The sequence below is a fragment of the Geodermatophilus pulveris genome, assembly GCF_900188375.1.
In the GTDB taxonomy this organism is placed as follows: Bacteria; Actinomycetota; Actinomycetes; order Mycobacteriales; family Geodermatophilaceae; genus Geodermatophilus; species Geodermatophilus pulveris.
This window is the reverse complement of record NZ_FZOO01000007.1, coordinates 211,326-237,103: the sequence shown is the minus strand read 5'-3', so window position 1 is coordinate 237,103 and position 25,778 is coordinate 211,326. Positions and strand designations below refer to the sequence as shown.

At 76.5% G+C, this 25,778-nt stretch carries 21 protein-coding genes; 11 read left to right on the top strand and 10 right to left on the bottom strand.

All coding sequences use genetic code 11. From position 1 onward, the window contains the following. The first annotated feature begins 9 nt into the window (after positions 1–9). Complete coding sequence (locus CHB98_RS15475) at positions 10–210, top strand: cold-shock protein (RefSeq protein WP_089306482.1); 201 nt, start codon at positions 10–12, stop codon at positions 208–210. Between the two features lie 380 nt (positions 211–590). Next, positions 591–2,219: a chaperonin GroEL gene (gene groL, locus CHB98_RS15470; protein ID WP_089306481.1), complete on the top strand. Its 1,629-nt coding sequence runs from the start codon at positions 591–593 to the stop codon at positions 2,217–2,219. A 130-nt stretch (positions 2,220–2,349) separates the two neighbouring features. Here groL and CHB98_RS15465 read toward each other — a convergent pair whose 3' ends face one another. Beyond that, positions 2,350–3,753: a glucose-6-phosphate dehydrogenase gene (locus CHB98_RS15465; RefSeq protein ID WP_089306480.1), complete on the bottom strand. Its 1,404-nt coding sequence runs from the start codon at positions 3,751–3,753 to the stop codon at positions 2,350–2,352. 79 nt (positions 3,754–3,832) lie between these two features. Here CHB98_RS15465 and CHB98_RS15460 point away from each other — a divergent pair, with 79 nt between their 5' ends. Next, a complete protein-coding gene (locus CHB98_RS15460) occupies positions 3,833–4,672 on the top strand; it encodes a DUF72 domain-containing protein (RefSeq protein ID WP_089306479.1) in 840 nt (279 codons plus the stop codon). A 3-nt stretch (positions 4,673–4,675) separates the two neighbouring features. On the opposite strand, the gene CHB98_RS15455 is transcribed toward CHB98_RS15460, so the two are convergent. Beyond that, positions 4,676–5,479 (bottom strand): hypothetical protein, encoded by an 804-nt coding sequence (locus tag CHB98_RS15455; protein ID WP_089306478.1) that lies wholly within the window; start codon positions 5,477–5,479, stop codon positions 4,676–4,678. Positions 5,480–5,565: 86 nt separating this feature from the next. Beyond that, positions 5,566–6,582: a Gfo/Idh/MocA family protein gene (locus CHB98_RS15450; RefSeq protein ID WP_089306477.1), complete on the bottom strand. Its 1,017-nt coding sequence runs from the start codon at positions 6,580–6,582 to the stop codon at positions 5,566–5,568. A gap of 35 nt (positions 6,583–6,617) precedes the next feature. Here CHB98_RS15450 and CHB98_RS15445 point away from each other — a divergent pair, with 35 nt between their 5' ends. After that, positions 6,618–6,908: a DUF4031 domain-containing protein gene (locus tag CHB98_RS15445; protein ID WP_089306476.1), complete on the top strand. Its 291-nt coding sequence runs from the start codon at positions 6,618–6,620 to the stop codon at positions 6,906–6,908. Here CHB98_RS15445 and CHB98_RS15440 read toward each other — a convergent pair. Both CHB98_RS15440 and CHB98_RS15435 read right to left on the bottom strand, forming a co-directional pair. Then, on the bottom strand, positions 6,865–7,494 hold the full coding sequence (locus CHB98_RS15440; protein WP_089306475.1) for an HD domain-containing protein: 630 nt from the start codon (positions 7,492–7,494) through the stop codon (positions 6,865–6,867). The two genes, CHB98_RS15445 and CHB98_RS15440, sit on opposite strands and share 44 nt — an antisense overlap. Further along, positions 7,491–8,762, bottom strand: a complete 1,272-nt coding sequence (locus CHB98_RS15435) for an ArgE/DapE family deacylase (protein WP_089306474.1) — start codon at positions 8,760–8,762, stop codon at positions 7,491–7,493. Before CHB98_RS15435 ends, CHB98_RS15440 begins: the two co-directional genes overlap by 4 nt. Before the next feature lie 294 nt (positions 8,763–9,056). On the opposite strand from CHB98_RS15435, the gene CHB98_RS15430 reads away from it, so the two are divergent. The 4 genes from CHB98_RS15430 to CHB98_RS21740 all read left to right on the top strand — a co-directional run bounded on the left by CHB98_RS15430 (position 9,057) and on the right by CHB98_RS21740 (position 13,848). After that, positions 9,057–10,364, top strand: a complete 1,308-nt coding sequence (locus CHB98_RS15430) for an MFS transporter (RefSeq protein ID WP_089306473.1) — start codon at positions 9,057–9,059, stop codon at positions 10,362–10,364. Positions 10,365–10,489: 125 nt separating this feature from the next. Further along, positions 10,490–10,621 carry a hypothetical protein gene (locus CHB98_RS22775; RefSeq protein ID WP_281251870.1) on the top strand — a complete coding sequence of 44 codons (132 nt, stop codon included), beginning with the start codon at positions 10,490–10,492 and terminating at the stop codon, positions 10,619–10,621. A gap of 37 nt (positions 10,622–10,658) precedes the next feature. Continuing rightward, entirely contained in the window at positions 10,659–13,637 is a 2,979-nt protein-coding gene (locus CHB98_RS15425) for an ATP-binding protein (protein ID WP_089306521.1), read from the top strand. Between the two features lie 49 nt (positions 13,638–13,686). Next, positions 13,687–13,848 carry an LbetaH domain-containing protein gene (locus tag CHB98_RS21740; protein WP_179224545.1) on the top strand — a complete coding sequence of 54 codons (162 nt, stop codon included), beginning with the start codon at positions 13,687–13,689 and terminating at the stop codon, positions 13,846–13,848. A gap of 80 nt (positions 13,849–13,928) precedes the next feature. On the opposite strand, the gene CHB98_RS15420 is transcribed toward CHB98_RS21740, so the two are convergent. Further along, on the bottom strand, positions 13,929–15,722 hold the full coding sequence (locus CHB98_RS15420; RefSeq protein ID WP_089306472.1) for a DEAD/DEAH box helicase: 1,794 nt from the start codon (positions 15,720–15,722) through the stop codon (positions 13,929–13,931). Positions 15,723–16,018: 296 nt separating this feature from the next. Between CHB98_RS15420 and CHB98_RS15415 the strand changes: the two genes are divergently transcribed. Further along, a complete protein-coding gene (locus CHB98_RS15415) occupies positions 16,019–16,831 on the top strand; it encodes an alpha/beta fold hydrolase (protein WP_089306471.1) in 813 nt (270 codons plus the stop codon). Positions 16,832–17,043: 212 nt separating this feature from the next. Here CHB98_RS15415 and CHB98_RS15410 read toward each other — a convergent pair whose 3' ends face one another. Beyond that, on the bottom strand, positions 17,044–17,889 hold the full coding sequence (locus CHB98_RS15410; protein ID WP_089306470.1) for a CPBP family intramembrane glutamic endopeptidase: 846 nt from the start codon (positions 17,887–17,889) through the stop codon (positions 17,044–17,046). A 1-nt stretch (position 17,890) separates the two neighbouring features. Further along, a complete protein-coding gene (locus CHB98_RS15405) occupies positions 17,891–18,208 on the bottom strand; it encodes a hypothetical protein (RefSeq protein ID WP_143425102.1) in 318 nt (105 codons plus the stop codon). Between the two features lie 103 nt (positions 18,209–18,311). On the opposite strand from CHB98_RS15405, the gene CHB98_RS15400 reads away from it, so the two are divergent. Further along, positions 18,312–20,573 (top strand): ATP-binding protein, encoded by a 2,262-nt coding sequence (locus CHB98_RS15400; protein ID WP_143425101.1) that lies wholly within the window; start codon positions 18,312–18,314, stop codon positions 20,571–20,573. A gap of 20 nt (positions 20,574–20,593) precedes the next feature. Here the strand turns inward: CHB98_RS15400 and CHB98_RS15395 are convergent, their stop codons facing one another. Continuing rightward, complete coding sequence (locus CHB98_RS15395) at positions 20,594–22,279, bottom strand: DNA repair helicase XPB (RefSeq protein WP_089306467.1); 1,686 nt, start codon at positions 22,277–22,279, stop codon at positions 20,594–20,596. 158 nt (positions 22,280–22,437) lie between these two features. Between CHB98_RS15395 and CHB98_RS15390 the strand changes: the two genes are divergently transcribed. Continuing rightward, the gene (locus CHB98_RS15390; RefSeq protein ID WP_143425100.1) at positions 22,438–23,415 is read left to right on the top strand and encodes a GNAT family N-acetyltransferase; all 978 of its coding nucleotides are present in this window, start codon (positions 22,438–22,440) and stop codon (positions 23,413–23,415) included. A 47-nt stretch (positions 23,416–23,462) separates the two neighbouring features. Here CHB98_RS15390 and CHB98_RS15385 read toward each other — a convergent pair whose 3' ends face one another. Then, positions 23,463–25,721, bottom strand: coding sequence for a helicase C-terminal domain-containing protein (locus CHB98_RS15385; protein WP_089306520.1), 2,259 nt, complete (start codon positions 25,719–25,721; stop codon positions 23,463–23,465). Positions 25,722–25,778: the final 57 nt, after the last annotated feature.

The following is a 25,778-nucleotide window of genomic DNA, read 5'->3' as shown; positions in this document are numbered from 1 at the left end:
GGAGCGCGCGTGGCACAGGGCACCGTGAAGTGGTTCAACGCCGAGAAGGGCTTCGGCTTCATCGCCGTCGACGGCGGGCAGGACGTCTTCGTCCACTACTCGGCCATCCAGATGGACGGCTACAAGAGCCTCGACGAGGGCCAGCGCGTCGAGTTCGAGGTCGTCCAGGGGTCGAAGGGTCCGCAGGCGGACGCCGTCCGCAGCGCCTGATCCCCGCGGCGAAGGCCCGGCTCCCTGGCGGGAGCCGGGCCTTCGCCGTGTCCGGGCATCGGCGGCACGCAACGGACTTCCGCAGGGACGACCGACGAGCGGGGCCCCGGAGGGGTCCCCGAGGACGGGCGTGGCCGGGCTCCGCGCAGGCCGGGGGCGGCACGTGGCCGCGGTCGTCGTCCGGAGGACGACCGTGTGGTTGCACTCGTGGGGGGCGAGTGCCAGACTCGGGATTGGCACTCGACAGTGCCGAGTGCCAATCAGGTCGGAACGGTGAGGCACTGGTGTGCGGGCCGACGGAGTGCCCGTGCCGCCGGTGTCGTCCGTCGCGGGCGCCGGTCCCGGCCGCGCAGCGATCCATGCATGGAGGACATCACCACATGGCCAAGATGATCGCCTTCGAGGAAGAGGCTCGCCGCGGCCTCGAGCGGGGCATGAACACCCTCGCCGACGCCGTCAAGGTGACCCTCGGCCCGAAGGGCCGCAACGTCGTCCTCGAGAAGAAGTGGGGCGCCCCCACCATCACCAACGATGGTGTGAGCATCGCCAAGGAGATCGAGCTCGAGGACCCGTGGGAGAAGATCGGCGCCGAGCTCGTCAAGGAGGTCGCGAAGAAGACCGACGACGTCGCGGGTGACGGCACCACCACCGCCACCGTGCTCGCCCAGGCGCTCGTGCGCGAGGGCCTGCGCAACGTCGCCGCCGGCGCCAACCCGATGGCCCTCAAGAAGGGCATCGAGAAGGCCGTCGAGTCGGTCACCGAGTACCTCCTCTCGACCGCCAAGGACGTCGAGACCAAGGAGCAGATCGCCGCCACCGCGTCGATCTCCGCCGCCGACACCGCCATCGGTGAGCTCATCGCCGAGGCGATGGACAAGGTCGGCAAGGAAGGCGTCATCACCGTCGAGGAGAGCAACACCTTCGGCCTGGAGCTCGAGCTCACCGAGGGCATGCGCTTCGACAAGGGCTACATCTCGCCCTACTTCGTCACCGACGCCGAGCGCATGGAGGCCGTCCTCGACGACCCGTACGTGCTCGTCGTCAACAGCAAGATCAGCTCGGTCAAGGACCTGCTCCCGCTGCTGGAGAAGGTCATGCAGTCGGGCAAGCCGCTGGCCATCATCTCCGAGGACGTCGAGGGCGAGGCCCTCGCGACCCTGGTCGTGAACAAGATCCGTGGCACCTTCAAGTCGGTCGCCGTCAAGGCCCCCGGCTTCGGTGACCGCCGCAAGGCCATGCTGACCGACATCGCCATCCTCACCGGTGGCCAGGTCATCAGCGAGGAGGTCGGCCTCAAGCTGGAGTCGGCCGGCGTCGAGCTGCTCGGCCGCGCCCGCAAGGTCGTCGTCACCAAGGACGAGACGACGATCGTCGAGGGCGCCGGCGACACCGACCAGATCGCCGGCCGGGTCAACCAGATCCGCGCCGAGATCGAGAAGTCGGACTCCGACTACGACCGCGAGAAGCTGCAGGAGCGCCTGGCCAAGCTGGCCGGTGGCGTCGCCGTCATCAAGGCCGGCGCCGCGACCGAGGTCGAGCTCAAGGAGCGCAAGCACCGCATCGAGGACGCGGTGCGCAACGCCAAGGCCGCCGTCGAGGAGGGCATCGTCGCCGGTGGTGGCGTCGCCCTGGCGCAGGCCACGGCCGTCGCGTTCGACAAGCTCGAGCTGACCGGTGACGAGGCGACCGGTGCCAACATCGTGCGCGTCGCGCTCGAGGCCCCGCTGAAGCAGATCGCCATCAACGCCGGCCTCGAGGGCGGTGTCGTGGCGGAGAAGGTCCGCAACTCCGAGACCGGCTGGGGCCTCAACGCCGCCAGCGGCGAGTACGTGGACCTGGTCGCGGCCGGCATCATCGACCCGGCCAAGGTCACCCGCTCGGCGCTGCAGAACGCCGCCTCCATCGCGGCGCTCTTCCTCACCACCGAGGCCGTCATCGCCGACAAGCCGGAGAAGAACGCCCCGGCCATGGCCGGTGGCGACGGCGGCATGGGCGGCATGGACTTCTGAGTCCAGCACCACCCGCACTGCCCGGCAGGGGCGGTCCGCTGCGGCGGGCCGCCCCTGTCGGCGTCCGCGGCCCGACTGCAACCGGGTCCTGCGGGCCCGGCCGGGGCCCGTGCATGGTCCCCGCCCGGCGTCAGTCGCCGAGCAGCCAACCGGCCGGCTCGGCCAGCGCGTCGGCCTCCGCCGGCCCCCAGGAGGCGGGCGCGTAGCGGTGCACCCGGGGTGGCCGCTCCTGCAGCGGGGCGAAGGCCCGCCACGCGTGCGCCAGGCCGTCGCTGCTGGTGAACAGCGACCGGTCGCCGACCAGCACGTCGTGCAGCAGCGAGACGTAGGGCGGCAGCGGCGTCCCGCCGGGCACGTCGGCCAGCTGCAGCGTGGCCGTCGCCGCGGCCAGGGCGAGGTCCGGGCCGGGCTGCTTGGCGACCACCTGCAGGTCCACCGCCCCGGACCCGGACAGCGACAGGGACAGCACGTTGCCGTGCCCGGGGACGTCGGTCACCGGGCCCTCCGGACGGCGCAGCAGCAGGCTGGCCCGCTGCTCGCTGGCGGCCAGCCGCTTGCCGGTCCGCAGCACGAACGGCACGCCCCGCCAGCGGTCGGTGTCCACCCACAGGCGGGCGGCCACGTAGGTGTCGGTGCGGGAGTCACCGGCCACGCCGTCGACGTCGGTGTAGCCGTCGAACTGCCCGAGCACCACCTCCTCGGGGTCCAGCGGCCGGAAGGCGGCCAGCACCCCCTCGCGGGCGGCCTGCAGGTCGGCGGGGGAGAAGCTGGCCGGCGGCTCCATCGCCACCTCGGCGGCGAGCTGGAACAGGTGGGTGACCAGCATGTCCAGGGCGGCGCCGGTCGCGTCGTAGAACTCCGCCCGCCCCGCCACGTCGAGGTCCTCCGGGACGTCGATCTGCACCTGGGCCACGTGCTCGCGGCTCCACACGTGCCCGAACAGGCCGTTGGCGAAGCGGAGCACGTGCAGGTCCTGGGTGCCCTCCTTGCCCAGGAAGTGGTCGATGCGGAAGACCTGGTCCTCGTCCAGCACGGAGAGCACCAGCTCGTCGAGCTCGCGGAAGCCCTGCAGGGAGGTGCCGTAGGGCTTCTCGTAGACGACCCGGGAGCCCTCGGTCAGCCCGTTCTGCTGCAGGCCGCGGGTGAGCTTCGCGAAGGCCTCCGGCGGCGTGGCGAGGTAGTGGACGAGCTGGGGCCGTCCCCCTAGCTCCGCGCGCGCCTCGGCCAGGACGTCGAGCAGGCTGCCGGGGTCGGACTCGTCGAAGCCGCCGCCGGCGAAGCGCAGCCGGCCGGCGAAGTCCCCCCACCCGTCGTCGGCGCCGTCGCCGAGCGGGCCGAACTCGGTGAGCGCGTCGCGCACCCGCCCGGCGAAGTCCTCGTGGGACACGTCGCCGCGGCCGTTGCCGACCAGCCGCCAGTCCTCCGGCAGCAGGCCGCGCCGGGCGAGCTCCCAGAAGGCGGGCAGCACCATGCGGCGGGCCAGGTCGCCGGTGGCGCCGTAGAGCACGAAGACGGTGGGCGGCAGGTCGATCACGTGCTCGGCAGTGCCCGCTGCGCGCGCCGGTCACGCGTCCGGCCGCGTCGGTGGCGGGTGACCCGGGTAGGCGGACGGCGTGGCGGTGGTGATCGGGACGTCGGGCTGGCAGTACCGCGACTGGCGCGGCCGCTTCTACCCGCCGCGGCTGCCCCAGCGCCTGTGGCTGGAGCACCACGCGGCGCACTTCGCCACCGTGGAGAGCAACAACGCCTTCTACCGGCTGCCCGAGCGCGCGACGTTCGAGGCGTGGCGGGCGCGCACCCCGCCGGACGTGCGCTGGGCGGTCAAGGCCAGCCGGTTCCTCACCCACGTCAAGCGGCTGCGCGACCCCGAGGAGCCGGTCGCCCGGCTCGTGGACCGGGTCGCCGGGCTGGGTGACCGGCTGGCCGCCGTCCTGCTGCAGCTGCCGCCCACGCTCCGGGCCGACCCGGTCCTGTTGCGCGACTGCCTGCAGCAGTTCCCGGCCGGCACCCGGGTCGCCGTCGAGCCGCGGCACGACTCGTGGTGGACCGACGAGGTCCGCGCGGTTCTGGAGCGCCACGAGGCGGCGCTGTGCTGGGCCGACCGGGCCGAGCAGCCGGTCACCCCGCTGTGGCGCACCACCCAGTGGGGCTACCTGCGACTGCACACCGGCGCGGAGGGCTGGGCGTACCGCCCCGCGACCCTGCGGCTGTGGGCGGAGCGGGTGTCGGCGACCTACGGGGACGCCGACGTGCTCGTCTACCTCAACAACGACCCCGGCGGGGCGGCCGTCACCGACGCCGTCGTGCTGGCCGGGGAGGTGCGCCGCACCGGCCGGACGCCGACCCGCGTGCCCACCCTCGACCAGGCGACCGGGCGGGCGTGGGCGTCTCCGGGGACGCCGCAGGCCGGGACGCCGCTCGCAGGAGCGGGTCCCGGCCTGCCGCAGGAGTGACGATCAGTCGTCGTCGGAGCCGCGCTCGGCGGCCTCGCGGGCGTCCTCCTCGGCCTCCTCGGCGGCCTCGCGGGCCTCCTCCTCGGCGTCCTCCCGCGCCTCGCGCTCGGCCTCGGCGGCCTCCTCGGCCGCCTCCCGGGCCTGCTCCTCGGCCTCCTCGGCGGCCTCGCGGGCCTGCTCCTCGGCCTCGCGCTGGGCCTCGGCGGCCTCCTCGGCGGCCTCGCGGGCCTGCTCCTCGGCCTCGCGCTGGGCCTCGGCGGCCTCCTCGGCGGCCTCGCGGGCCTGCTCCTCGGCCTCCTCCCGGGCGTCCTCCTCGGCCCGCTCGGCCAGCTGGGCGGCGCGCTCCTCGGCGTCCTTGCCGCTGTTCACGCTGCCCGGGCCGGAGTTGCGGCCGTTCCCGGACTCCGCGCCGTCCTCGAGCCCGTCGTCCACCGAGTCGTCAGCGCCGTCCTCGGGCGAGTCGTCGGTGCCCGGCGCGTCGCCGGGGCCCTGGTCGGGCGTGCCGTCGTCGTCGGTGCTGCCGTCGGTGCCGTCCTCGACGGAGTCGTCGGTGTCCGGGACGTCGCCGGGGCCCTGGTCGGGCGTGCCGTCGTCGTCGGTGCTGTCGGTCGAGTCGGGCAGGTCGAACGGCGTGGCGACCTCGACGGCGCCCGCGACGGCGTCCTGCACCGGGGTCGGCAGGGCGCCGACAGCGCCGGCGCCGGTCACCCCGGCCACGGCGATGCCGACCCCGGCGGTCGCCTGGGCGACGGTGCTCGCGCCGACGATCTTGGCCGCGACCGCGGCCAGGCCCTCGATGAGTGCCATGTGTGATGTGCTCCTGTCGGGTCGGTGGCCCGAGGGTCAGGCCGTCGACCGCTCATCGGCCGCGGTCGGCCGGTGCTGGAGCGATCTCACCCGAACAGATCGGCCCCCTGCAGGGCGTCCGGGTCCTCCCGGTGCCGCACACCGAGGTGCCCGGCGGCCTCCCCGAGCACCGACTGGACGGCGAGGGTGTCTGCCAGCGGCATGACCGCGCTCTCGGTGCGCCCGGCCCGCAGGCACGCGGTCACCTCGGCGAACTCGTGGGAGTAGCCGGTGCCCGACGGCGGCCGGGTGACCTCCTCGGGCTCGGCGCCGGTGCGATGCAGCACGATCGTCCGCGGGTGGTGGAAGCGGGGGAGCACGTCGATCCAGCCGGCCGTGCCGAACACCCGCGCCTGCCCCGGCGTGGGGTGGCGCAGCGAGGTGGTCAGCGTGGCCGACCGGCCGTCGGCGTACCCGAGCAGCAGCGCGGCCTCGGCGTCGACGCCGGTGGGGAACAGCGAGCCGGTCGCGTGCACCGTGTCGGGGGCGCCGAGCAGCATCTGGGCGAAGGACACCACGTAGACGCCGAGGTCCAGCAGCGCGCCGCCGCCGAGCTCGCGGGCGAACAGCCGGTCGGCCGGGTCGTAGTCGCGGGCCACCCCGAGGTCGGCCTGCACGGACCGCACCTCGCCGATCGCGCCGTCGGCCACCAGCTCCCGCAGCCGGACGACGGCCGGCTGGAAGCGGGTCCACATCGCCTCCATGACGAAGACGCGGCGCGCCCGCGCCCGCTCGACGACCTCACGGGCGCCCTCCGTGGTGGCCGTGAACGCCTTCTCCACCAGCAGCGCCTTGCCGGCGTCGAGGGCGGCGAGGGCGACGGCGTGGTGCTGCGGGTGCGGCGTGGCCACGTAGAGGGCGTCGACGTCGGGGTCGGCGACGATGTCGGCGTAGCTGCCGTGCGCCCGCTCCAGCCCGTGCCGCCGGGCGAAGGCGGCGGCGCGGTCGGCCGACCGGGAGGCGACCGCCACCGGCCGGGCGCCCGGCACGTGCGCGAAGTCGGTCATGACGCTCTCGGCGATGCGGCCGGGCCCGACGACGCCCCAGCGGATCTCCTCGTCCACCGGCAGGACGCTAGTGCGACCGGCAGACTCGTGCCGTGGCGGTGCTGATCGACCCCCCGGTGTGGCCCTGGCGCGGCCGCCGCTGGTCGCACCTGGTCAGCGACGTCTCCTACGAGGAGCTGCACGCCTTCGTCGCCGCGGAGCTCGGCATCCCCCGCCGCGCGTTCCAGGGCGACCACTACGACGTCCCGGCCGACCTCTACGACGTGGCGGTGGCCGCCGGCGCCCAGCCGGTCGGCGGCCGGGAGCTGCTCGCCCGCCTGGTGGGGGCCGGCCTGCGGCTCAGGAGGCGGCGCGCGCCCGCAGCAGGCCGAGCTCCGCGGTGAGATTGGCCCGCGCCCGCGGGGTCCACTCCCCGGCCACGGCGGGCAGCCGGTAGAGGGCCGGCAGCGCCAGCAGGTGCTCCAGGACGGCGATCCGGCCGGTGGTGAACTCGGCGTCGGACAGGTGCCGGTACTCCTCGCGGACCGCCGAGGCGTAGGCGGCGTAGGCCTCGGGCGGGCCGGCCAGCACGGCGAGGTCGGCGTCGCAGAGCACCGCGCCGTCCGCGTCGTCCGGCGCCGGGTCGTGGCCGGCGGTGAGCAGCACCAGCCGGGCCACCTCCTCCACCCGCTGCGGCGGCACCAGCCCGCGCAGCCCGGCGCGTGCCCGCTCCGCGCTGACCTGCTCGTTGTCGCCGCGGCGGGGGTCGTAGACGACGTCGTGGTACCAGGCGGCCAGCCGCACCGCGTCGGGGTCGGCCGCCGCGCCGGCCAGCTCCCCGACCAGCCCCAGGACGGCGGCCAGGTGCGCCAGGTCGTGGTATCGGCGGTGCGGCTCGCCCCACGCCGCGACGACGGCGGCCCACTCGGTGCGCGAGGTGGGGGAGTCGCCGGCCAGCCGCGCCCAGGCCTCGAACCCGACGAGGGTCATGCCACCCCGCAGGTGCGCAGGGTGAGCAGCGCGAACGCCCGCGCCGCGGTGACCAGCTCCCCGATGGGCACCCGCTCCTGCGGCCCGTGCGCCAGCTGCAGGTCACCGGGGCCGTAGTGCAGCGTCGGCACCCCCGCCGCGGCGTAGAGCCGCAGGTCGCTGCCGGCGGGGATGGCCCGCTCGGGCGGGACGCCCACCCCGGTGTCGCCGACGGCCCGCTGGACGGCGGGCAGCAGCGGGTGACCGGCCGGCAGCGCGCCGCTGGCGAACGCCCCGCCGGTCCAGGTGAGCCGGACGGGGTGGTCGGCCAGCCAGGGGTCGGAGGTGCAGAGGGCGGCCAGCCGTGCCTCCAGGGCGGCCCGGGCGGCGGCGACGTCCTCGCCGAGCCGGACGCCGTAGCGGCCGTCGGCGACCAGCCGGTCGGGCACCGAGCTGGCCCACTCGCCGGCCTGCACCCGGCCGATGCTGATGCCGTACGGGTACGGGGCGCCGCCGAAGCGCGGGTCGGCGCCGGCCTGCCGCTCGGCCTCGAACGCGCGCAGCCCGGCGTGCACGCGCTCGAACAGCTCCACCGCGCTGACCCCGCGGTGGCGGTGCGCGGCGTGCGCGGCGTGGCCGATGACCTCCAGCCGGAAGGTGAGTGCGCCGGCGTTGGCGGTGACCACCGCGCCCGCGGTCGGCTCGGGGATGACGCAGACCTCCCCGCGGTGCCCGCGCCGCAGGGTCGCCCAGGCGCCGAGGCCGCCGTCCTCCTCGCCGACGACCGCGTGCACCGCGACCGGCCGGGCCAGCCGGACACCCGCCGCCCGGACGGCGGCCAGCGCGGCGAGGACGGCGGCGACGCCGGCCTTCATGTCGCAGGACCCGCGGCCGTGCACCGCCCCGCCGGCCACGCGCGGGTCGAAGGGGTCGGCCGGCCACAGCGACCGGTCCCCGGCCGGGACGACGTCGGTGTGTCCGCTGAGGACCAGCGCCGGGAGCCCGTCCTCGGCGGCCGGGGCGGTGCCGACGACGCCCCATGCCTCGGTGCGCCGGACCTCCTGGCCGGGGGCGTCCGGCGCGGTGGCCGCGGCGGCGAGGTCGATGGGCCAGCGGTCGACGACGAGGCCGAGCTGCTCCAGCCGGTCGGCGACGAGGTGCTGCACCTCGCACTCCGCCGGGCTGCCGCCGACCGAGGGGACGGCGACCAGCTCGCGCAGCAGGGCGACCGCCGCGACCTCGTCGACCGCGGCGAGGACCCGCGCCTCGGCGGCGGTGAGGTCGGCCACGGCCGGAGTCTGGCACGGCGCCCGGGCGGCGGATCCACCCGTCCGGGTCCGTGTGGGCGGCCGGGTCCGCGGGTAGCGTGGACGGTGTCCGGGCCGGGTGCATCGTGCCCCCGGGTGCCATTTGGTTACGCCTTCACGGACCACCGCCCCGACCCCGGTCGGGGGCCTGGAGCCGTGTCGTGCATCTCGCCGCGAGGCGGCCGTCGCCCGGTCCGGACCCCCCCCGACGTGCCGTGCGTCACCGTCGGCTCTACGGTCGTGCCGTCCAGCATCCGGGCGACGGCAGGAGTCCCCATGGCAGGCGCGGTCCAGCAGGGGCGGGGCACGACGGCGACCGGGCAGTCGCACCGGCTACCGGTGCGGACGCTGGTCTCCGCCAGCATCGGCAACGCGGTCGAGTGGTTCGACTGGACGGTCTACGCGACCTTCGTCGTCTTCTTCGCCGGCCAGTTCTTCCCGGCGGAGAACGAGGCGCTCGCCCTGATCGGTGCGACCTCCACCTATGCCCTGGCCTTCTTCTTCCGGCCGCTGGGTGGCCTCCTGCTCGGCCGCTTCGCCGACCTGCGCGGTCGCAAGGCGGGCATGCTGCTCACCATCCTGCTGATGGCCGGCGGCTCCATGGTCATCGCGATCCTGCCGACCTACGAGCAGGTGGGGTGGCTGGCGCCGATCGGGCTGCTGCTGGCCCGCATCGCGCAGGGCATGTCGCTCGGCGGGGAGGTGTCCAACGCCTCGGCCTACCTCGGCGAGATCGCCCCTCCGTCCTGGCGGGGTCGCTACTCGTCGTTCTTCTACATCTCCACCGGCTCGGCACTGCTGGCGGCGTCCCTGCTGGGCGTGCTGCTGACCAGCGTGCTCAGCCAGGACCAGCTGGAGAGCTGGGGCTGGCGGATCGCCTTCTTCATCGGCGGCGTGCTCGGCCTGGTCGGCATGTGGCTGCGCCGCTCGCTGGTGGAGACCGAGCAGTTCGAGGAGAACGCCGAGAAGGCACGGGCGACGAAGAACCCGCTGCTGCAGACCATCAAGCACCACCCCAAGGCGGTGCTGCAGCTGTGCGCCTTCACCCTGCTCTCGACGTTCTCCTACTACACCTTCTTCAGCGCGCTGACGCCCTTCGCGATCACCTTCCGCGGGGCCGACAAGACCGACGTCTTCATCGCGCTGTCGACCGGCACCGCGCTGTTCGTGGCGCTGTGCTACCCGTTCGGCGCCCTGTCCGACCGGTTCGGCCGCAGACCGCAGATGCTGGTGTGGTCGGGGGCGATCGCGGTGCTCATCGTGCCGCTGTCCTTCCTGGTGCAGGACAACCTGTTCTCCCTGATCGTGGTGTTCTGCACGGGCCTGGGCCTCTACGCCCTGTTCGCCTCGATCGCCCCGGCGATCATGAGCGAGCTGTTCCCCACGGAGCTGCGGGCCACCGGCATCGGCGCCTGGTACAACCTCACGGTCGCGGTCTTCGGCGGCACCGCACCGCTGGTGATCACCGCGCTGTCGGAGGCCGGCCGCCCGCTGTGGTTCTTCTGGTACGTGGCAGCCGGTGCAGCCCTCGCGTTCGCCGTCATCCTCACGCTCAAGGAGACCAAGGGCACCGAGCTGCGTTGAGGGCCGCCTGAGGGGCCTCAGGGCCCCTCAGAGCCGGGCAGGTGCGCCCGGTCGACCGATGCCCGGCCCCACCCCTCAGCACGACCGTCGACGCCGTCGGACCCCGACGACGACAGGAGACGGTCATGACCTTCTACCCGAACCCCGGCCTGGAGGCCGAGCTGGCCTACCGCCGCGAGGTGCTGCAGCGGAGCGGCCGGGGCACGTGGACGCGGGGTGGCCGGTGGCCGGCCCGTCGCGCCCGGCGGGCCGGCTGAGGCAGGGCCGTCGGCGGGCCGTGCCACGATCGACCCCGTGCCACAGTGGGGCGACCGACCGCTGGTGGGCCGGGACGCCGAACTCGCCCGCCTGCTCGCTGCGGTCGACCGCGCCCTCGAGGGGCGCGCCTGCGCGGTGCTGGTCGCCGGAGACGCCGGCGTCGGCAAGACCCGGCTGCTCGACGAGCTCGCCGCCCGCGCCGCCGGGCGCGGGTTGCGGGTGCTCACCGGGCACTGCGTGGACCTCGGCGACGTGGGGCTGCCCTACCTGCCGTTCGTGGACCTGCTGCGGCCGGTGACCGGCGAGCCGGCGGTCCCCTCCGCCGCGGCACCACCGGCCCTCGCGGGCCTGGCCGCCGGCCGGGCCGCAGGCGGCGTGCGCGAGCTGCCGTCGGGCGACGCCGCGGACCTCGGCCGGCCCCTGTCACCCCGGCCGCTCGTGGACGACGGTCGGCTGCAGGTGTTCGAGTCGGTCGCGGGAGTGCTCACCGAGCTGGCCGCGGAGGGGCCGCTGCTCGTCGTCCTCGAGGACGTGCACTGGGCCGACCGGTCGAGCCGCGACCTGCTCCGCTACCTGCTCGCCCGGCTGACCGAGGCGCCGATCGTCGTCGTCGCCTCCTACCGGTCCGACGACCTGCACCGCCGGCACCCGTTGCGCCCGCTGCTGGCCGAGCTGGTGCGGATGCCGGGGGTCGAGCGGCTGGACCTGGCGCCGCTGCCGGACGCCGCGGTCGGGGAGCTCGTGCGCGGGCTGGCCGCCGGTGTGCCCGACCGGACGGTCGACGACGTCGTGGTGCGGGCGGAGGGCAACGCCTTCTACGCCGAGGAGCTGCTCGCCGCCGGGCTGGCCGGGGAGACGCTGCCGATGGGGCTGACGGACGTGCTGCTGGCGCGGGTGGAGCAGCTCGGCGCGGCAGCCCAGCAGGTGCTGCGGGTGGCCGCGGTCGCCGGGCGGCGCGTCCGCCACGAACTGGTCACCGCCGTCAGCGGGCTGGCGCCGGCGCAGCTGGAGGCCGCACTGGCCGAGGCGGTGCACCACCACCTGCTCGTCGTCTCGGGCGACGGCCGCTACCGCTTCCGGCACGCCCTGCTGCGCGAGGCGGTCCTGGCCGACCTGCTCCCCGGCGAGCGGGTACGGCTGCACGCGACGGTCGCGGCGTACCTGGCGGCGACGCCCGGAGCCGGCACGGCCGCCGAGCTGGCCCACCACGCCCGGGGCAGCAACGACCTCGCGGGGGCGTTCTCCGCCTCGCTGGACGCAGCGGCCGAGGCGTCCTCGGCCGGCGCGCCGGCCGAGCAGCTGCAGCACCTCGAGGCGGCGCTGGCGCTGTGGACCGCGGTACCGGACGCCGCTGCACGCGCAGGCCGGGACCAGCCAACCCTCCTGCTCGACAGCGCGGCCGCCGCCCGCACCGCGGGCGAGCCGACCCGCGCGGTGGCGCTCATCCGCTCGGCCCTCGCGCTGCTGGGTCCCGACGGCGACCCGGTGCAGCAGGCCCGCCTGCACTACCGGCTGGCCCAGGCGCTGGCCCGCATCGAGGACCAGGCGGCGGCGTACCGGGAGAGCAGCCGGTCGATGGAGCTGGTGCCGGCCGACCCCCCGTCTCCGGTGCGCACCTGGGCAGCAGCCACCCACGCACGGACCAGCTACGCCCTGGGCCGCCGGGCCGAGGCCGACGCGGCGGCCGACGAGGCGTTGGCCGCCGCGGACGCGCTCGCCCTGGACAGCGCGTGGGCCGACACGGCGGTCTCCCTGGCCCGGATGCGCGGCGGGGGCGATCGGGACGCGGTCACCCGGCGGCTGGAGGAGGCCCTGGTGCGGGCCCGGCGGTCGGGCGACACCGACGTCGAGCTCCGCGTGCTGTTCAACCTCGCCGTCGTGCCCTACGAGTCCGGGGACGTCGGCGCGACCCTGCGGTGGGTCGACGCGGCGCTGGCGCGGGCGGCCGAGCTGGGCGTCGAGTGGTCCTTCTACGGCGCCGAGCTGCGCCACCTGGGGGTCTCGGCCCGCTACGTCGCGGGGGACTGGGACGGCAGCCTGGAGCTCGCCGAGGGGCTGGCGCGGGTGCCCGAGATGGCGGCGCACGTGCGGGCCGCGGGTCTGCTGGTCCAGGTCGGCCGCGGGGACGCGTCGGCCGCCGAGCGGCTGGTCTGGGCGCGGGGGCTGACCGCCCGGCTGGACGCGCACGTCCTGCTGCTGCTCGCCACGGCCGGGGCGGAGATCGACCTCGCCGCCTGGGCCGGCGACGCCGGCACGGCGGCCGAGCGGGCCCGGGCGGCGGTGCGGCAGCTGCACACCCACTGGGACGTCGACCGGCTGGCCGCGCTCCGGCTGGTCGCGACCGCGCTGGCCCCGGTCGGGGATGCCGCCGCGGCCGCCCGGGTGGCCGGCGACGACGCCGGTGTGCGGCACTGGGTGGCCCTGGGGCAGGAGCTGGTCACGCTGGCCTCTTCGGCGGTCGACGACCACCTGCGGGGGGTCGGCCCGCTCGGCGTCGAGGCGGTCGCCTGGCGCGCCCGGGTCGAGGCGGAGGCGGCCCGCCTGGCCGGCCGGGCGGACCCGGGCCCGTGGCGGGCCGCGGTGGAGGCGTTCGGCTACGGGCACGTGTACGAGCAGGCCCGCTCGCGGTGGCGGCTGGCCGAGGCACTGCTGGCCGTCGACGACCGGACCGCGGCCGCCGGGGAACTGCGGGCGGCCGCCGAGGTCGCCGCCCGGCTCGGCGCCGCGCCCCTGCGGTCGGCGGTCACCAGGCTGGCCCGGCGTGGCCGGCTGGACCTGCCCGGCACCGGACGGGTCCCCGCCGCGAGCGCGGTCTTCACGCCCCGGGAGACCGAGGTGCTCCGGCTGCTGGCGCAGGGCCGCACGAACCGGCAGATCGGCGCGGAGCTCTTCATGAGCGAGAAGACGGCGAGCGTGCACGTCAGCCGGATCCTGGCCAAGCTCGGCGCGGGCGGTCGCACCGAGGCGGTGGCCCTCGCCGCGGCCCGCGGTCTGCTGACCGCTCCGGCGAGCTGACCACCGTCGGGTGGCTGGCCCGGGGACGGCGCTCGGGCAGGGTGACGGCGTGCCGTCGCCCACGCTGCACCTGGACTGCGCGGAGATCGGCCCGGGCCTGTTCATCGAGCACGGCTCCGCGACCACCACCACCGCCCGGCGGATCGGCCGGGACTGCCGGGTCGACCAGCAGGTCACCGTCGGGCACACCGGGCGCGGCCAGCCGGTGTAGCCCTCCCGCACGGCCGGCGTTCCCCGTCCTCCGCCGGCGCCACCGGGCCGGCACGGCGGGTGGAACGCCCGCAGGCACGCTCAGAGCATGGTGCGCAGGCGCTCCCGTCGGGCGCGGAGGACGTCGACCGACGCCGAGGCCGACGGTGGGCCGGGCACCGCCTTGCGCAGCTCGGTGTGCACCACGCCGTGCGGCCGGGAGGTCTTGGCCGCCACCCGGGCGACCAGCCGGTTGACCTCCCGGCGCAGCTCGGCGGCGTCGCGCCAGGACCGGCCGGCGTCGTCCTCGTCGGGGTGGTCCTGCACCAGCGGCAGCTCGCCGGTGTCGTCGGCGGCGTGCGCCCGCTGGGCGATGCGCAGCCGCAGCTCGTCGTCCCGGCGGGCCAGCAGCGACGCGGTCTGCTCCGGGGTGAGCAGGCCGGGGATGCCGAGGAACTCCTCCTCCTCGGCGGCCAGCGGCTCCACGGCGCCGCCGGACCCGGTGTGCGCGGTGCCGCTGTGCAGCACGTGCGCGAAGCGGGCGTCGGCCTCCAGCGCCTCGAAATGCTTGGCCGTGACCGGCTCGCGCTCCTCCGCCGGCAGCGGCTCGAGGTCCAGCTCGTCGCCCTGCACCGTCTTCGGCGGGGGCAGCACGTGGTTGCGCTGCTCCTCCATGGACGCGGCGAGGCTCAGCAGCGGCCGGACGGCGGGGAGGAAGACCGTCGCCGACTCGTGCGCGGCCCGGGCGCGGACGACGCGCCCGACGGCCTGGGCGAAGAACAGCGGCGTGCGGTAGGAGGTCATCCAGGCCAGGACGGCGGCCCGCGGGACGTCGACGCCCTCGGAGATCATCCGCACGCAGACCGCGATCCGTGCCGACCCGGTGGCGAACCGCTCGATCTTCTTCGACGCCTTGGGGTCGTCGGACAGGATCACCTCCGGCGCCTTCCCGGTGACCCGGCGGACGATCCGGGCGTAGGCGCGCGCGTCGTCCTGGTCGCTGGCGAGGATCAGCCCGGCGGCGTCGGGCATGCCGCCCTCCTCGCGCAGGTGGGTGATCCGGTCGTCCATGGCGGCGATGACGTGCGGCACCCACTGCCCCTTGGGGTCCAGCGCGGTGCGCCAGGCCTGCATCTCCACCGACCGGGTGCCGGCCTCCGACAGCGATGCGGCGACCACCTCGCCGGCGGAGTTCCGCCAGCGCGAGGTGCCGGTGTAGGCGGCGAAGACGACCGGGCGGACGACGCTGTCGGCCAGCGCCTCCTTGTAGCCGTAGGTGTAGTCGGCGCGGCTGACCAGGCCGGCGCCGCTCTCCCCGGCGTCGGCCTCGAAGCCGTCCTCCTCGTAGCGGACGAAGGGGATGCGCTCGTCGGCCTTGGTGCGGAACGGCGTCCCGGTCAGGCACAGCCGGCGGGCGGCCCGGCCGTAGGCCTCCTCGACCGCCTCGCCCCAGGACAGCCCGTCACCGGCGTGGTGCACCTCGTCCAGGACCACCAGCGTCTTGACCGTGGTGGCGCGGGCGGCGTGCAGCATCGGCTTGCCGGCGACCTGCGCGTAGGTGGTCACGTAGCCCTGGGTGCCGGCGCGCACCGGGCCGACGGCGTTGGTCAGCCCGGGGTCCAGCACGATGCCCATCCGGTCGGCGGCGTCGGCCCACTGCAGCCGCAGGTGGTCGGTGGGGCAGACGACGACGACGCGGGCGACCTCGCGCCGCTGCAGCAGCCGCGCGGCCAGGGTGAGGGCGAAGGTGGTCTTGCCCGCACCCGGGGTCGCGGTGACCAGGAAGTCCTTGGGCGAGCGCTGCTCGTACTCCGCCAGCGCGGCCTGCTGCCAGGCCCGGAGCGGTCGGCCGGTCCCCTGCGGGGCGACCGCCTCCGCGCGTGCTGCACTCCCCATGTCGGCAGTCATCCTGCCTGCGGCGCGGCGGACACGCCCAACCGGCCGCCTCCCGCGCGTCCCGCGGGCGACGACGTATGGGGTCCGCGAGTGGCCCGCTGACCTGCGCGGACGCATGCGCGCACCGGCGGGTGTGGCACTCGTCTCGGGCCGGGCCGGGCCGGGCCGGTGCCTCGGTCGGGCCCGAGCGGGGCAGCACGGGGGGTGACGACCGGCAGGCCCGCGCCCGTCGACCGCTTCGCTGGCCGCAGGTGCGGGAGGGTTCCGGCGCCGGACCGGCGGGCACCGGGGGAGCCATGCAGCGCGAGACCGTGGACGTCGAGGGGACCGAGCTGTCCTACCTCACGGCGGGGGCGTCGTCGGCGCCCCCGCTGGTGCTCCTGCACGGCACCTTCTGGAGCCGGGTGTGGCAACCGGTCCTGGACCGGCTCGGGGAGCGGCGCCGGTGCCTGGCGCTGGACCTGCCCGGCTTCGGGCGCAGCGGAGGCGAGCTCGACGACTCGGACGCCGCCGTGCCGGCGCTGGCGGCCACGGTGCTCGAGGCAGCCGATGCGCTGGGGCTGTCCACGTTCGACCTCGCCGCTCACGACATCGGAGGGGCCGTCGCCCAGCACGTGGTGGTCACCGGCGGGGAGCGCATCCGCAGCATGGTGCTGGTGAACGCGGTGCTGCTGGACTCGTGGCCGGTCCCGGCCGTGGCGCGGTTCCGGGACCCGGCCGTGCGCGCGGGCACGACGGTCGAGGACCTCCTGGCCGCCCGTCGCGAGAGCACCCGCAAGGCCGTCGCCCGCCCGCTGTCGGACGCCGAGGTCGAGGACTACGTCTCGCCCTGGCACGACGAGCGCCGGGTCAGGTCGTGGATGGCGATGGCTGCCGCCGCCGATGCCCGCTACACCCTGGACCTGGTCCCCGGGCTGATCGAGCGGGCGGTCCCCACCCGGCTGGTGTGGGGCCGCGACGACGTGTTCCAGAGGATCGAGTTCGCCCGGCGATACGTCGCCCAGGTGCCCGGTGCCGACCTCGTCGAGGTGCCGGGCAAGCACATCCCGACCGAGGACGCCCCCGATGAGGTCGCCGAGGCCGTCCTCGACCACCTCGACCGCGACTGATCCGGGGGGCGCCGGCCCCGCGATCGAGGGGGTCAGGACGGCGCGACCACGCGCAGCGGGTCGGTCTCCTGCTCGCGGACGACGAGCGTGGCCAGGGCCGAGCCGTCGAAGGCCATCACAGCCGTTCGGCGCGTTGCTCGGCCCCCGGTCACCGGGGACTGCTGCCGGTGGGCGGCGGCGTACGCGGTGTCGGCGCCCTCTCGGGCCGGACGTCAGCGCCGGCCGCGGATCGCGAGGAGTGCCCCGGCGGTGACCAGCGCCGCGGCGGCGACGGCGGGCAGCGAGGGCTGCCCCCCGCCGAGCAGGTCGTCGACCAGGTTCCCCTCGTTGTTCGACGCGTTGAACGTCGCGTGCACCAGGCCGGCGGCCAGCAGGCTGCCGGCGGCTCCGCGCACCGTGGCGCCGACCAGCAGGCGCACCATCACCCCGAGCAGGAGCAACGCGCCGACCGAGAGCGCGACCTGCCCGGCCGCCAGGTCGTCGATGAGCACCAGCGGCAGGTGGACGAGCGCGAACGGCACGGCGGTGAGGACGGCGGCCGGCAGGAAGCCGTGCCGCCCTTCCAGGCGGCCCTGGAAGAAGCCGGCCCAGACCGTCTCCTCCCACAGGTGCACGAGCAGCACCGCGACGACCACGGAGAGGACGCCGGAGGCGAGCGTGGCGAGCAGGTCCCCCGTCAGCAGGTCCCGCCCGGCGGCCACCCCGAGGGCGAGGGTGAGCAGCGGCAGGGCCAGGAGCACGGTCGCCCACCACCCGGGACCGAACCGCCACCGGACGGCGCGGCGGAGGAGGGTGCCGACGGCAGGGCGCCCGTCGGCGACGGCGGTGACCCACAGCGCCGCGGGCAGCATCACGAGCAGCGTGGTCGCGAGGGCGAACGGCTCCTGGGGCAGGGCGCCGCCCGGGAGGGCCCCGTGCGCGGTGAGCGCCGGCACCGACATCAGCGGCCACCCGGCGGCGAGCACGAGGACGAGGAAGGCGGTCAGCGGGTGCCGGGCCACCCGGCCGCGCAGGCCGGTGGTCGTGGCGGCGGGACGGCGGGCGTCGGTCGTGGACACGTCAGGACCTGCTTCCGGTCGGTGGTGGGGGCGGCCCGCCCAGCGCGCGGGCCGGGGAGACCGACGCGCTGGGCAGGGCGGCCAGGTCGCGGGCGAGGACGACGTCGGACTCCCGCACCGCCTGCACGAGGCACAGGCACCCGCACTCGTCGGGGAGGAGCCAGGCGGCGCACCAGCGGATCGCCGTCCCGGCCGAGCCGAGCCGGGTCACCGCCCGGTGGAGGGCGCGGTGCATCTCCACCGCGTCACCCACCGACGGAGGGCAGCTCCGGAACTGCACGAGGAACAGCCCGGCCTGCCGGTGCCGCTCCTCGCCCATGCGGCCACGCTGCCGCGGGCGGCCGGCCCGCACAGCGGGGATCTCCCGGACGGGGGTACGGGTCCTCGCCCGCACCCGTACCCGGCCGCTACGGTCCGCGGCCATGGTGCGGCGGGCAGCCCCCGTGGCGGGGCTCCGGCTGCCGGCCGAGCGCAGCTCGTTCGTCGGCCGGCGGGCCGAGCTGGGCCGGGTGCGGACGCTGCTTGTGGAGTCCCGGCTGGTGACGCTGGTCGGTCCCGGCGGGGTGGGCAAGACCCGGCTGGCGCTGCGCGCGGCGCGCGAGCTGGGCCGGTCCTTCCCCGACGGGACCGCCCTGGCCGAGCTGACCGCGGTGGCCGACCCCGCGCTCACCGCCGCGCACGTCGCCGCCGCGTTCGACGTCCGGGACACCACCGGCCGCTGGCTGCCCGCAGCCCTGGCCGAGGTCCTCGGCGAGCGGCGGGTGCTCCTCGTGCTGGACAACTGCGAGCACCTGCGCGACGCCTGCGCGGTGCTGGTCGACGCGCTCCTCCCCGGCTGCCCCGGCCTGTCGGTCCTGGCCACCAGCCGGGCGCCGCTGGACCTGCCCGGGGAGGCGCTGTGCCCGGTGCCGCCGCTGCCGGTCGGTGCCGGGTCGGACGGCGCGGCGCTGCTGGCCCAGCGGGCCCGGGCGGCGGCTCCGGACCTCGTCCTGACCGCGGCGGACGACGGTACCCTCGCCGAGCTGTGCCGCCGGCTGGACGGCATCCCGCTGGCGATCGAGCTGGCCGCCGTGCGGCTGCGCACGCTCACCCCGGCCGAGTTGCTGGACCGGCTGGACGACCGCTTCGGCCTGTTGCGCCGGTCCGGACCCGGCGGGCCGGTCCGGCACCGCACGCTGCGGGCGACGATGGAGTGGAGCGCCGACCTGCTCGGGGGGCCCGAGCGGCTGCTGTGGGCCCGGGCGGCGGTCTTCGCCGGGGACTTCGACCTGCCGGCCGCTGCGGCGGTGTGTGCCGGCGACGGGCTGCCGGCCGACGACCTGCTCGACGTGCTCGACGGCCTGGTGGACGCCTCCCTGGTCACCGTGGTGCGCGACGGCGCCCGGAGCCGGTTCGCGATGCTGGAGACCGTCCGCGCGTTCGGCCGCGAGCTGCTGAACGCCGCGGGGGAGGCGCCGGCCGTGCGGCGGCGGCACCGGGACTGGTGCGCCCGGCTCATGGCGGACGCGGCGGCGCAGTTCCTCGGCCCCGGACAGGTCGCCGCCTTCGACCGGCTGGCCGCGGTCCACCCCGAGATCGCCGGAGCGCTGGAGCACTGCCGGCGCACGCCGGGGGAGGAGGCGACCGGCCTCTGCATCGCCGCCGACGCCTGGCTGTACTGGGCGGCCCGCGGCCACCTCGGCGAGGGACGGCGCCGGCTGGACCTGCTGCTGGCCGCGGTGCCGGCGTCCTGCCCCGAGCGGGCGCGGGGGCTCGTGGTCGCCGGCTACCTCGCGCTCGTCGCGACCGATCCGCGGACCGCCGTCCCGCTCCTGGAGGAGGGGCTGCGGAACGCGCGGGCGCTGGACCTGCCGGCGGTGGCCGCGTTGGCCACGCAGTACCTCGGCCAGGCGGCGCTGTTCGGCGGGGACCTGCCGGCCGCCGACCGGCTGCTGCGTGCGGCCGCGGCCGCGCACGAGGCCGTCGGCGCGCCGGCGGGTGCGTTCTGCTGGGCCGATGTCGGGGTGGTGGCCCTGCTGGCCGGAGACCTCGGGACCGCCGACGCGGCCTTCGGCACGAGCCTCGCGGCCGCCGCCGACCCGTGGACCCGGTCCCACGCCCTGTGGGGCCGGGGCCTGGTCCGGCTGGCCGGCGGCGCCCCCGGGGCGGCCGGCCGGCTCGAGCGGCAGGCGCTGCGGCTCATGCGCGAGGTCGACGACCGCAGCGGCGTCGCGCTGTGCGTGAGCGCGCTCGGCTGGACCGCGGCCGCCCACGGGGACGCCCGGACGGCGGCCCGGCTGGCCGGTGCCGCCGAGTCGGTGTGGCGGTCGGTCCCCGCCCGGCTGCCGGCGCCGCTGGCCGCCGTGCAGGAGCAGTGGGAGGGCGTGGCCCGTCGCGCGCTCGGCGAGCAGCAGTGGCGGACCTGGCACGCGGAGGGCAGCTCCCTGCAGCGGGCCGCGGCGGTCGCCCTGGCGCTGGACGAGCAGCCTCCGGCCCGACCGCGCGAGAGCCCGTCCCCGGGCCCGCTGACCCGCCGCCAGCAGGAGGTGGCCGGCCTGGTGGCCCAGGGGCTGACCGACCGGGAGATCGCCGCCCGGCTGGTCATCTCACCGCGCACGGCGGAGTCGCACGTGGAGCAGATCCTGACCCGGCTGGGCTTCCGCTCCCGTGCGCAGATCGCCGCGTGGGCCGCCGTCCACGACTGAGCGCGCCCCGGGCCCTTTCGTCAGTCGGCCGGCTCGTCCGCCCAGTCCGGGCCGTTGACCTCACCGGGGCCGGCCAGGTCGGCGGCGTCCACGATCGTGTACGCGTAGCCCTGCTCGGCGAGGAACCGCTGCCGGTGCGCGGCGTACTCGGCGTCCAGGGTGTCCCGGCTGACCACGGTGTAGAAGTGCGCCTGCCGGCCGTCGGCCTTGGGCCGCAGCACCCGGCCCAGCCGCTGGGCCTCCTCCTGCCGGGAGCCGAACGTCCCCGACACCTGGACGGCGACCGCGGCCTCGGGCAGGTCGATGGAGAAGTTGGCCACCTTGGACACGACCAGCGTGCGGATCTCCCCGCGGCGGAAGGCGTCGAACAGCTTCTCCCGCTCCCGGTTGGTCGTCGAGCCCTGGATGACCGGGGCGTCGAGGGCCCGGCCCAGCTCGTCGAGCTGGTCGAGGTAGGCCCCGATGACCAGGGAGGGCTCCCCGGGGTGCCGCTCCAGCACCCGCCGGATCACCGGCAGCTTGGAGGTGGCGGTGGCCGCGATCCGGTAGCGCTCCTCGGGCTCGGCGACGGCGTAGGTCATCCGCTCCTCGTCGTCCAGGGCGACCCGCACCTCGATGCACTCGGCCGGCGCGATGTGGCCCTGCGCCTCGATGTCCTTCCACGGGGCGTCGTAGCGCTTCGGGCCGATGAGGGAGAAGACGTCGTCCTCGCGGCCGTCCTCGCGCACCAGGGTGGCGGTCAGCCCCAGCCGGCGGCGGGACTGCAGGTCGGCGGTCAGCCGGAAGATCGGCGCCGGCAGCAGGTGCACCTCGTCGTAGACGATCAGGCCCCAGTCCTGGGCGTCGAAGAGGTCCAGGTGCCGGTACTCGCCCTTCCGGCGGGTGGTGATCACCTGGTAGGTCGCGATGGTGACCGGGCGGATCTCCTTGCGCTCCCCGGAGTACTCGCCGATCTCCTCCTCGGTCAGCGACGTGCGCGCGATCAGCTCGCGCTTCCACTGCCGCCCCGAGACGGTGTTGGTGACCAGGATCAGCGTGGTCGCCTTGGCCTGCGCCATCGCCGCGGCGCCGACCAGCGTCTTGCCCGCCCCGCACGGCAGGACGACGACGCCCGAACCGCCGGCCCAGAAGCCCTCTACGGCCTCCTGCTGGTAGTCCCGCAGGTGCCAGCCGGACTGGTCGAGCTCGATCGGGTGGGCCTGCCCGTCCACGTAGCCGGCGAGGTCCTCGGCCGGCCAGCCCACCTTGAGCAGCGCCTGCTTGAGCCGGCCGCGCTCGGAGGGGTGGACGACGACGGTGTCCGCGTCGATCCGGGCGCCCAGCATCGGCGCCACCCGCTTGCTCCGCACGACCTCCTCCAGCACCGCGCGGTCGGAGGTGGTGAGCACCAGGCCGTGCACCGGGTGGTTGGACAGCGTGAGCCGGCCGAAGCGGTCCATCGTGTCGGCGACGTCGACCAGCAGCGCGTGCGGCACCGGGTAGCGGGAGAAGCGCACCAGCGCGTCGACGACCTGCTCGGCGTCGTGCCCGGCGGCCCGTGCGTTCCACAGCGCCAGCGGGGTCACCCGGTAGGTGTGCACGTGCTCCGGGGAGCGCTCGAGCTCGGCGAACGGCGCGATCGCGGCCCGGCAGTCGCGGGCGGCCGGGTGGTCGACCTCCAGCAGCAGGGTCTTGTCCGACTGGACGATCAGGGGGCCGTCAGACACGCGTGACCTCTCGGCAGAGAACGGGGGAGGGCGGCTCGCAGAGCCACCGACACGGTAACCACAGGGGGTGACGGGTCCTTCCCGCCTGGGAACGGGCGGGCCCGGAGACCGAGCGAAGTCGATTGCCGCCCGTCGTGCGCAGCGGCACGCTGTCGGGGATGGCCGGACCGGACGCGCAGCACACCGCCGTCGAACCGCTCACGCGGGACGGCGCCGAGGCGCTGCTCGAGGGGGGCGACGCCTTTCCCCGCAGGTTCGGCCACCGGGTGGCCGACGGCTACCTGGAGTTCCCGGAGGCCCTGCCCGCGATCGTCCGGGCACTCCGGGACGGCGTGGACCCCGGCTGGTGGAGCCACCTGGTCATCGACCCGCGGACGACCACGGTCATCGGCCACGGCGGGTTCAAGGGTCCACCGACCGACGGATCCGTCGAGATCGGCTACAGCATCGCTCCGGCCCACCGCGGACGCGGTCACGCCACCGAGGCCGCCCACCACTTGATCGACATCGCGGCCACTCGTGGTGTGGCGAGGGTGTGTGCCCACACCCTCGCCGAGGAGAACCCCTCCACAGCGGTCCTCCGCCGGCTGGGCTTCCGACGCACCGCCGAGCTCACCGACCCCGGAGCCGGCGCCGTCTGGCGCTGGGAGCTCGTGACGGTCCGGCCGGCCTCCGAGGACGGCTGGGTCGAGTTCGACGCCCCGCTCGAACTGCTGCCGTGGGGCCGCAACACCTACACGGTCCTGCTGCTGGACGACCTGCTCGAGGACGCCGTCGCCGCAGCAGCCACCCGGCGCGTCGAGGGCCGTCTCGACGAGGTCGAGGTCAACCTCGGCGTCAACAGGGCCGACGTCTCCCGGCGCCCCTTCCTGTACATCGGCGCGGCGCTGCAGCGCCGGCTGGACGCCCGCGCCGGCGACGTGGTGGCCTGCCGGCTCCGGCCGGCCGACCCCGACCACGTGCCGGTGCCGGCCGACGTGCAGGCCGCCCTGGAGGCCTCCGGCCGGCAGGGCGCCTTCGCGCGGCGCCGCCCCGCGGAGCGCCGACGGCTGCTGCAGCCGGTCGAGGACGCCGCTCAGGAGGCGACCCGGCGGCGCCGCATCGAGGCACTGGTCCGCGGGCTGCCCCCGACCTGAGTCCCTCCCGCGCGCGGCGGGCACGGTCCGCCGCGGCGACCCGCGGCTCAGGACGACGGCGCGAGGTCGTCGTCCTCCACCAGCGCCACCGAGGTGATCCGGTGGACGGCGAAGGTGCGGCTCTCCCGGCGGCGCTCGTCGTACCCCTGCAGGAAGCCGCCGGCCAGCGACACCGGCCGGACCACCCGCTGGCTGCCGCTGCCCTGGGCGTCGACGTAGCCCAGCCACACCGGCACGCCCTCGCGGACCGCCCGGGTCAGCAGCTCCAGCGTGCCGGCCGTGGTCACCCCGGGCACCTGGCGGACCGCCTCGCCGCGGCGGGCGGCCAGCGCGGCGTCCCCGGCCCGGACCTCGCGCACGGTGGCGGCCAGCTCCTCGCCGGTGAGCGGGCGCGGCGCCTGGGGGGCGGCACCGCCGGGACGCCGTCCCGCGGCGCGCGGCCGGGCCGGCGGGCGGGTGAGGACGGCGCCGCCCGGGGACTCGCCGGCCGGGGCGTACCCGGCGTCGCGCAGCACGGTCAGCACCTCGTCGGCGCCCAGCCCGCTGACCAGCACCCCCGGCGCCAGCCGGCGCAGCTCGGCGGCGGCCGTGCGCCGATCGCTGAGCACCTGGGAGAGCAGCCCGTGGTCGTCGGAGCGCACGTAGCTCTCGATGGCGCCGACCCGCAGCCGGCCGTGCTGGCGGGCGACGTCGTCGACCAGGTAGTCCAGGGCCTGGGGCACCGGCGTCCGCGAGGCGCGGGCGAAGAAGTCGTGCAGGTCGGTGGCCGACCAGCCGGCGTCCAGGGCGCGGCGCACGGTGCCCTCGGTGACCCGGTAGACCGTCGCCCCGCCGGAGGACTCCACGTCGGCGACGACGGCGAGGGTGTCGGCCAGCTCGGCGACCAGCGGGCCCGGTGCGACCAGGGAGAGGTCCGGCTGGGCGAGCACGTGGTCGACCGGCTCGGGCAGCAGCCCGCGCACGCCGTCGGCGGCGCCGTCCGCACCGGTGGCCAGCAGCCCGCGCCCTCCGGCGGACAGCACGCCGCCGACCACGACGCCCAGCCGGGCGGCCTCCGCCAGCAGGTCGGGGACCGGTGCCAGCCGGTCGGCCCGCCGCGGGGTGCGCCAGCGCAGCAGCGCGACCAGGTCGTCGGGGGCCACGCCGCGCCCGGGCGGGTGGTCGGCGAGCGCGGCCAGCACCGAGCGGCGGATCGCCGGGGCGGTGTGCCGCACCAGGTCCGGCGACAGGGCGTTGACCGCCTTGCCCGCGACGTCGCGCTGCCCGGCGAGCGACGGCAGCCGGACCGTGGCCAGCCAGCCGGCGGCCAGGGTGGCCCAGCGGCCGGGCAGCTCCTGCTCCCGCCACAGGTCGAAGGCGCGGGTGGGCAGCCACTCGTCGCGGTGCGGCCCGCCGACGTCGAGCAGGCCGGCGGCGGAGGCCAGCTCCAGCAGCCAGCCGGCCTCCGGCTCGGGCACGTGCAGGGCGCGGGCCAGCCGCTTCCGGTCGCGGACGCCGACGCCCCCGCTGCGCAGCACCCCGGCCGGCTCCTCCTCGAGCAGGGCCAGCAGCTCGCCGACCCGGCCGATCGCCTCCATCGCCGCACCGGCGGCCTGCCGGTCCACCACCGCCGGGTCGCGCTCGACGGCGGGCGGCTCCGGGCGCAGCCGCGGCGGGCCGTACGGCCGGTCCCCGCGCACCTGCAGGCCGACCTCCCGCGGCAGCTCGACGGTCAGCGCGTCGATGCGGGCCAGCAGCCCGCGCTGCAGCAGCCGTCGGGCGGGGGAGTCGGTGCGGCCGTCGGTGTCCGGGAGGTGGCCCACCGGCCGGTCGCCGGCCAGCCGCTGCAGCACCTCCCGCTCCTCGGCCGGCAGCTCGGCCAGCGCCCGCGGCAGGTCGGCCGGCAGCGCCAGCCGCAGCTCCGCCGCCCGGCGGCCCAGCCCGGCCGGGTACCTGACCGCGCGGCGCACCGGCTCCGGGGCGTGCAGCACGCCGTCCCCCCACAGCAGCGCCCGCGTGGTCAGCTGCTCGACGCCGCCCTCCAGCACCCCGTCGGGCAGCTCCGGCAGCGCCCCGGGCAGGTCGGCGGCGTCCACCCCGTCGGTGCCGGCCAGCAGCACCACGTCGAGCACCTGCAGCGTGGCGGCGTCCAGCTCGTCGAGGGCCCGGTCGACCGACACCGGCACGGCCAGCCGGCTGGCCAGCGCCACCACGTCGGAGGGCGCCGGGCGGGCCACGTCGGGCCGGGCGGCCAGCAGCGCGGCGAGCTGCTCGTCGCTGCGGGTGCGCAGCCAGGAGGCGAGCGTCGCGGGGGCCGGTGAGGACATCCGGTCCACGTTACGACGCCGTCCGGCCCTCCGCCCCGCCGCGGCCGGCGCCCCTGC